The organism is Psychrilyobacter sp. (assembly GCF_049671765.1).
In the GTDB taxonomy this organism is placed as follows: Bacteria; Fusobacteriota; Fusobacteriia; order Fusobacteriales; family Fusobacteriaceae; genus Psychrilyobacter.
Window position 1 is genome coordinate 1 of record NZ_JBATVM010000167.1, and the last position, 5206, is coordinate 5206.

A 5206-nucleotide genomic window follows, 5' to 3' on the forward strand; every position below is an offset into this window, starting at 1 on the left:
AATAAGACCTCCTCCTCCAGCAATAGAGTCGATAAAGCCAGCGATAAACATACCTAATCCGATTAATAAAATTTCCATAATTCCTCCATTATTTTAATAACTAATATAGTATAGTAAAAAGGCAAAAAAATCAAGTGTAACTGTGTTAACTTTTTTTAATTTGCTTTAAAGAGATGACAGTGGTAATATAACGGCAGTTATCTTTTAATATTAGTTTGGATAAAGTTTCAATTGTGTTTTGATAGAATTATAGAATATGGCAAACCTTTGGAAACTAAGGGACGCAAAGCTATAGGGCCTTTTAAATGGTAGCCAGTTACCGAAAGTAAATAAATGCTTTTGTTTTTGAGCTAAAATTTATGTGTGGTCTTCTATGAGAAGAGCACCTTTTTTATTTATATAATATGCAAAATTAAAAAAAAAAATGGGAGAAGAAATATGGGAAAGTACTTTAAATTATTTATTATTATACTGTTTTCTGTCTGGAATATTAGTTGCTATAGTTCATTTATGGTGACAAAAACAAGTTTTGGAGTAGACCTTAATCGACCTATGACACAAGAAACAGCTCTTATAAATCAAGGGAATAAAGTAGTTAGGGTAAGGGTAGATTTTGAAAAACCAAAATGGGCAAAGGATAAATATTATTTAGGAGACCAATTGGTGGTCTATCCAAAGATAGTATTAATTCCTCCTAAAAGCAAAATACACGTTAAAATAGCTCCTAGAATAAAGAGAGATTTAGAAGATGGAGAGTATGTGGCACTTCTTGTATTTAAGGAACTACCTCTGCGAAATAACAACAATCAGGTAAGTTTGCTTATGAATATAGGTATTCCTTATTATGGAAGGAAAGGGGAGCTTCGAACTGGGATAGAGTTTAAAAAATTTAGAGTAATAAAAGTAAAAACAGGATATAAACTTCAAGGAAACGTAATGAATATTGGTAATTTTTCCTACAGTCTTAATGTAAAGGTTAAATTTTATAAGGAAAAAAAATTGATAGGTGAAAAGACTTTTAAACAAGGTTTTTATAGGGATAAGTTGTTGGAAATAAAGGAAAGTATTCCTTTAGATAGAAAGGCAGATTATGCAGAGGTGACCTTTGAAAATGAGAAATTTAATTTTTCTAAAGGATTAACCTTTGAACTATAGGAGGTGCAGAAATGAAAAAATTTTTTTATATTCTTTTTCTTCTTCTCCTTTCAATAAATTCATTTGCAGAGGATGGAGTATTTTATATAAAAGGGCAGGCTGTAAAGGCAATCTCTTTAGCCTTGGGAGTAAAATCTATAGACTTTGGGGATGTATTCCCTGATGCTGAGATAGATCCTGTTTTTGTGGGTCTTTATGTGAATGCAGAAGCTGGATATGACTACCAAATAAAAATAAGTAATGATGATAGCAGTGGAATATTACAGATTTCCCGTGACTCTCTAGGTGGGTATACAGGGAATACTATAACTTATAAGAATACAGGAATAGGAACAAGTAAAGCCGACAAATTTTATGTAGGTTTGGATACAAGGAATATAAAAAGTGACTTGTCTGCTACTATAACTGTTACTGTTATATACTGTGATATTTTCTAAAAAAAATTAGATAAATGGGGGAAAAATGAAAAAAATGAAAAAAATGTTATTGACCGCAATACTTTTAGTAGCAATATCATCAATAGCAGCAGCAACGGGAGCAGGAAATACTGCTAGCGCTACATTAAGTGTTTCAGCAAAATATGTTACTCCAATTGCTATAAGTTTGAATACTGAAACTCTTGACTTCAAAGATGTGTATGTTGGTTCTATTATCGCGAAACAAGATGTAACCGCTAGTATAACTGGTGAAGCTGGTGAAACTTTTTCATACGCAGTTACAACAACTGCTAATAAAGGAGTTATTCTTTCTAGTGCAAATGGGACAGGAACAATATCAGATGGAACAGCGACATTTACATTTGGGGTAAATATGGATAGTGACTCTCAACATGAAGACGTTACAAATCAGCTTGTTACAGTAACTGTGACTTATACTAGTATTGATGATAGGACTGTTAGAGGTCCTGTACTTCAAAAAGAATCATTAAATGAAGGTAATTAAGTTTGTTAAAATAACTATTAGTTATATAATTTAAAAAGTATATTATCATTTTAACAATTGGAGAAGAAAATGAAAAAATTATTATTTGTTTTACTACTTATATCTTCTGTATCAGTTTTTTCATTAGAAATTACAAGGGTAGAAAATGTAGACTTAAAGAGACTTTACCTTTATAAAGGAAGTCAACAATGGATTGCTCCTGAGGATGGGGTAATTATATATGTAAAAGGAGAAGCAAATAAAAGAGTGAAATTTAAGACCAAAGAAGATGGAGTTATGTATTTGACTCAAGGTGTTAGAATTGAAGCTCTTAGAGCTAAAAGATCTGTGATACTTTTGGATGATTTCGGTGAGGGGAAGTTTGAGATAGGTTTTTCATTGGTAGGAGAAAAAAAAGTCAGTGGGAAGTACAAAAAGAAAATTAAATATGAAATAGAATATGTAAAATGATTAGAAAAAAGGGGGAAAATTAATAATGTTAAGGAGAGGGGAAGTCGTTTTCATAAGCTTCTTCCTTTTTTTTAGTATGGCTTTTTCTGATACTAAAAGTGAGGAGAATAAATATTTTGAAAATATGATAACGATTAAAGTGGGAAGGTATCTAAAGCAAGAATTTTATGAAGTAAGGAGTGATCTTAGTGGAGGAATCTATATAGATATCAGAGATTTTCTAGAATTTACAGAACTCACAGAATATACGAACTTTACCACAGATGGAAAAAATATAAATTTATCAATGAAGGGGTGTCTTTTTTCTGATAAGAAAGAAAAAAATATAAAAATAGATAAAAAAGAATTAAATATTTTAGAATTTGAAGGGAAAACTTACATTGAAAAAGAAGATCTAGCTAAACTTTTACCTCTAAAGAGTATAAAGTGGATTGAAGAAAGATATACTTTAGAGATATCACCTAGTTTTAATCTTCCAATAGAGTATAGATTGTCTGTAAAAAGAAGAAAAAAAATGTTGGAAGGTGAAAAAAATAAAAATAAAAGTACTCAAAAGATAGATATGTTTATGAAAGAAGATAGAAAGATATTCAACCTAGGAATGCTAAAAATGAGATATGATATAAATGATATAGGTGATTTTTTTAAGAATGGAGATGCGAGAAATAGAGGCGATGTAGAGATAGAATATAGTTCTCAGCTTTTTTATGGAGATTTTAATATGAGGCAGAATCTCTATTCTACAGGGAAAATGGAAGAGATAAGCTTGAAGTATCCTTATATATTTAAGGGAAAAACTATAACTATAGGGGATAATTATATAACTGGTAATGATATTTTAGGATATGACAATAAGATTAGAGGAATATCAATAAGTGAAAACAGCTATAGTATTAAACGCTCTGGAAGAGATATAACTATCAGAGGAGAGGCTCCTAAAAATTCAACAGTTGAAATATACCAGAATGGAAAAGTTGCTGATTATCAAAGGATAGATGGGAATAGTTATGAGTTTACTATAGAAATGAGAAACCAAAGTGATAAATTTAAAATAAAAATATATGATAGAAATGGTGTTCTAACAGAAGAAAAAAACATAAATATTATGGAAGGAAATAATTTTCTTACGAAGGGTAAATGGGATTACAATTTATTTTATGGAAAAAATCCCAATGGAAAGAATGATGCATATGATGATATGAAATATGATATCTCTTACGGAATTACAAATAATTTGACTTATGCTTTTGATTATTATGATACTAAGAATGAAAAAAAATTATACAGATATGGAAAGCATAGAATAGGTTATCGTTTTTCTAATTTACCAGTACCTTTGTTAACTAATTTTTCATACTATGATTCTTTTGAAGATGCAAGTAAAGGTTATATAGCTGAAGTAAGGACTAAACTTTTTTCCTATAAATTATATTATACTTATGAGCGTTATAGTGATATTTTAGCGACGGATGAAAAAAAAGATTCATATCATGAAGCTGAAATAAGTAGAGATTATGGAAAATTTGATTATTTTATTAGATTTATGAAAAAATATTATATGGAGAAAACAGAAGAAAAATATGAGATAGGATTAAGTTATGATATTACAAAAGATCTTAAAGTTGATTTAGATTTTGGAAAGATTTTAAAAAACGGTAAGAGAAGAAATTCTAATTATACAAAAGAGGTAGGTGTAGACTATGATCGAGGAGATTACACTTATAGTTTGGGTGTAGGATGTAATGATAGTAGTGATGCTAAATGGAAATACAAGGGAAGAATGAGAAAAAGAATGGGAAAGGATTCAAAATATTCCTATAAAATAGAGGTTGAGTATAACAAAAAAAACTTTTTTACTTTTGGAGTAGGATTTGAATATAAATTTAATGATTTTTTCAAAATGGATTATAATTATGATAGTGAAAAAACTAATAAACATAGTGTAGGAGGTAGTTTTGAAAAAGTTGTAAACTTAAAAACCCCCCTGGCTTTAAACAAATCTAAAGATCCTGACAATGGATATGTAGAAGGGGTTATTTTCATAGACAAAAATGGTAATGGTAAAAAAGAGGTAGACGAAATCCCTCTTGAAGGAATAGGAGTAGAGATCAGTAGAAACAAAATAAAAACAAATGAAAAAGGAGAGTTCCATCTTTCTAATATATCTCCTTATAGAAATAATAAACTAATTTGTAATTACTCCGAAACTATTATAGATCCTACACTAAAAGTGGAGGACCTTAAAGAAATTGAACTTATTCCAGCAACCGGGAAAAAAATTGAAATAGGAGTTGTTCCTGTATCAATAATAATGGGGTCTATTATTTTGCCTAATATAGATAGAAAAAAAATAAATAGATTTTTTAGTTATGTCGAGATAAAAGTAGAAAAAGATGGAATATATTATGATAGTATTTTTCCTGAATATGATGGGTTATTTGTTATTCAAGATTTAAAGCCAGGAAAATATTCTTTAAAAATTAATTATTTAGGAAATAAAAAAATCATTCTAGAAAAAGATACCCTTGAAGTTGTCATAAAATCAGGTGAAATAGGTGATTTCTATGATGGAGTTGATTTTAAAGTATCTGAAATTAAAGATAAAAAACTTAAAACTGTTTTTTATGATTCAAATTTTTAAAATTAGATTTATTGAGTA

The 5206-nt window shown here is 28.9% G+C and carries 5 protein-coding genes and 1 riboswitch; all 5 genes read left to right on the forward strand.

The genetic code is table 11. The features are described 5' to 3' along the window. Positions 1–248 precede the first annotated feature (248 nt). Positions 249–324, forward strand: a riboswitch (cyclic di-GMP riboswitch). Between the two features lie 114 nt (positions 325–438). Further along, on the forward strand, positions 439–1155 hold the full coding sequence (locus WBG30_RS07805) for a hypothetical protein (RefSeq protein ID WP_424504081.1): 717 nt from the start codon (positions 439–441) through the stop codon (positions 1153–1155). Positions 1156–1166: 11 nt separating this feature from the next. Continuing rightward, positions 1167–1592: a hypothetical protein gene (locus WBG30_RS07810; protein ID WP_424504082.1), complete on the forward strand. Its 426-nt coding sequence runs from the start codon at positions 1167–1169 to the stop codon at positions 1590–1592. Positions 1593–1617: 25 nt separating this feature from the next. After that, positions 1618–2097 (forward strand): hypothetical protein, encoded by a 480-nt coding sequence (locus WBG30_RS07815; protein WP_424504083.1) that lies wholly within the window; start codon positions 1618–1620, stop codon positions 2095–2097. A gap of 69 nt (positions 2098–2166) precedes the next feature. After that, positions 2167–2547, forward strand: coding sequence for a hypothetical protein (locus tag WBG30_RS07820; protein WP_424504084.1), 381 nt, complete (start codon positions 2167–2169; stop codon positions 2545–2547). Between the two features lie 76 nt (positions 2548–2623). Then, a complete protein-coding gene (locus tag WBG30_RS07825; RefSeq protein WP_424504085.1) occupies positions 2624–5188 on the forward strand; it encodes a hypothetical protein in 2565 nt (854 codons plus the stop codon). Positions 5189–5206: the final 18 nt, after the last annotated feature.

Bases quoted from the DNA above. Each gene is read 5' to 3' on its own strand.
- WBG30_RS07825 (WP_424504085.1), top strand. From the start codon at position 2,624: ATGGCTTTTTCTGATACTAAAAGTGAGGAGAATAAATATTTTGAAAAT.
- WBG30_RS07815 (WP_424504083.1), top strand. From the start codon at position 1,618: ATGAAAAAAATGAAAAAAATGTTATTGACCGCAATACTTTTAGTAGCA.
- WBG30_RS07820 (WP_424504084.1), top strand. From the start codon at position 2,167: ATGAAAAAATTATTATTTGTTTTACTACTTATATCTTCTGTATCAGTT.
- WBG30_RS07810 (WP_424504082.1), top strand. From the start codon at position 1,167: ATGAAAAAATTTTTTTATATTCTTTTTCTTCTTCTCCTTTCAATAAAT.
- WBG30_RS07805 (WP_424504081.1), top strand. From the start codon at position 439: ATGGGAAAGTACTTTAAATTATTTATTATTATACTGTTTTCTGTCTGG.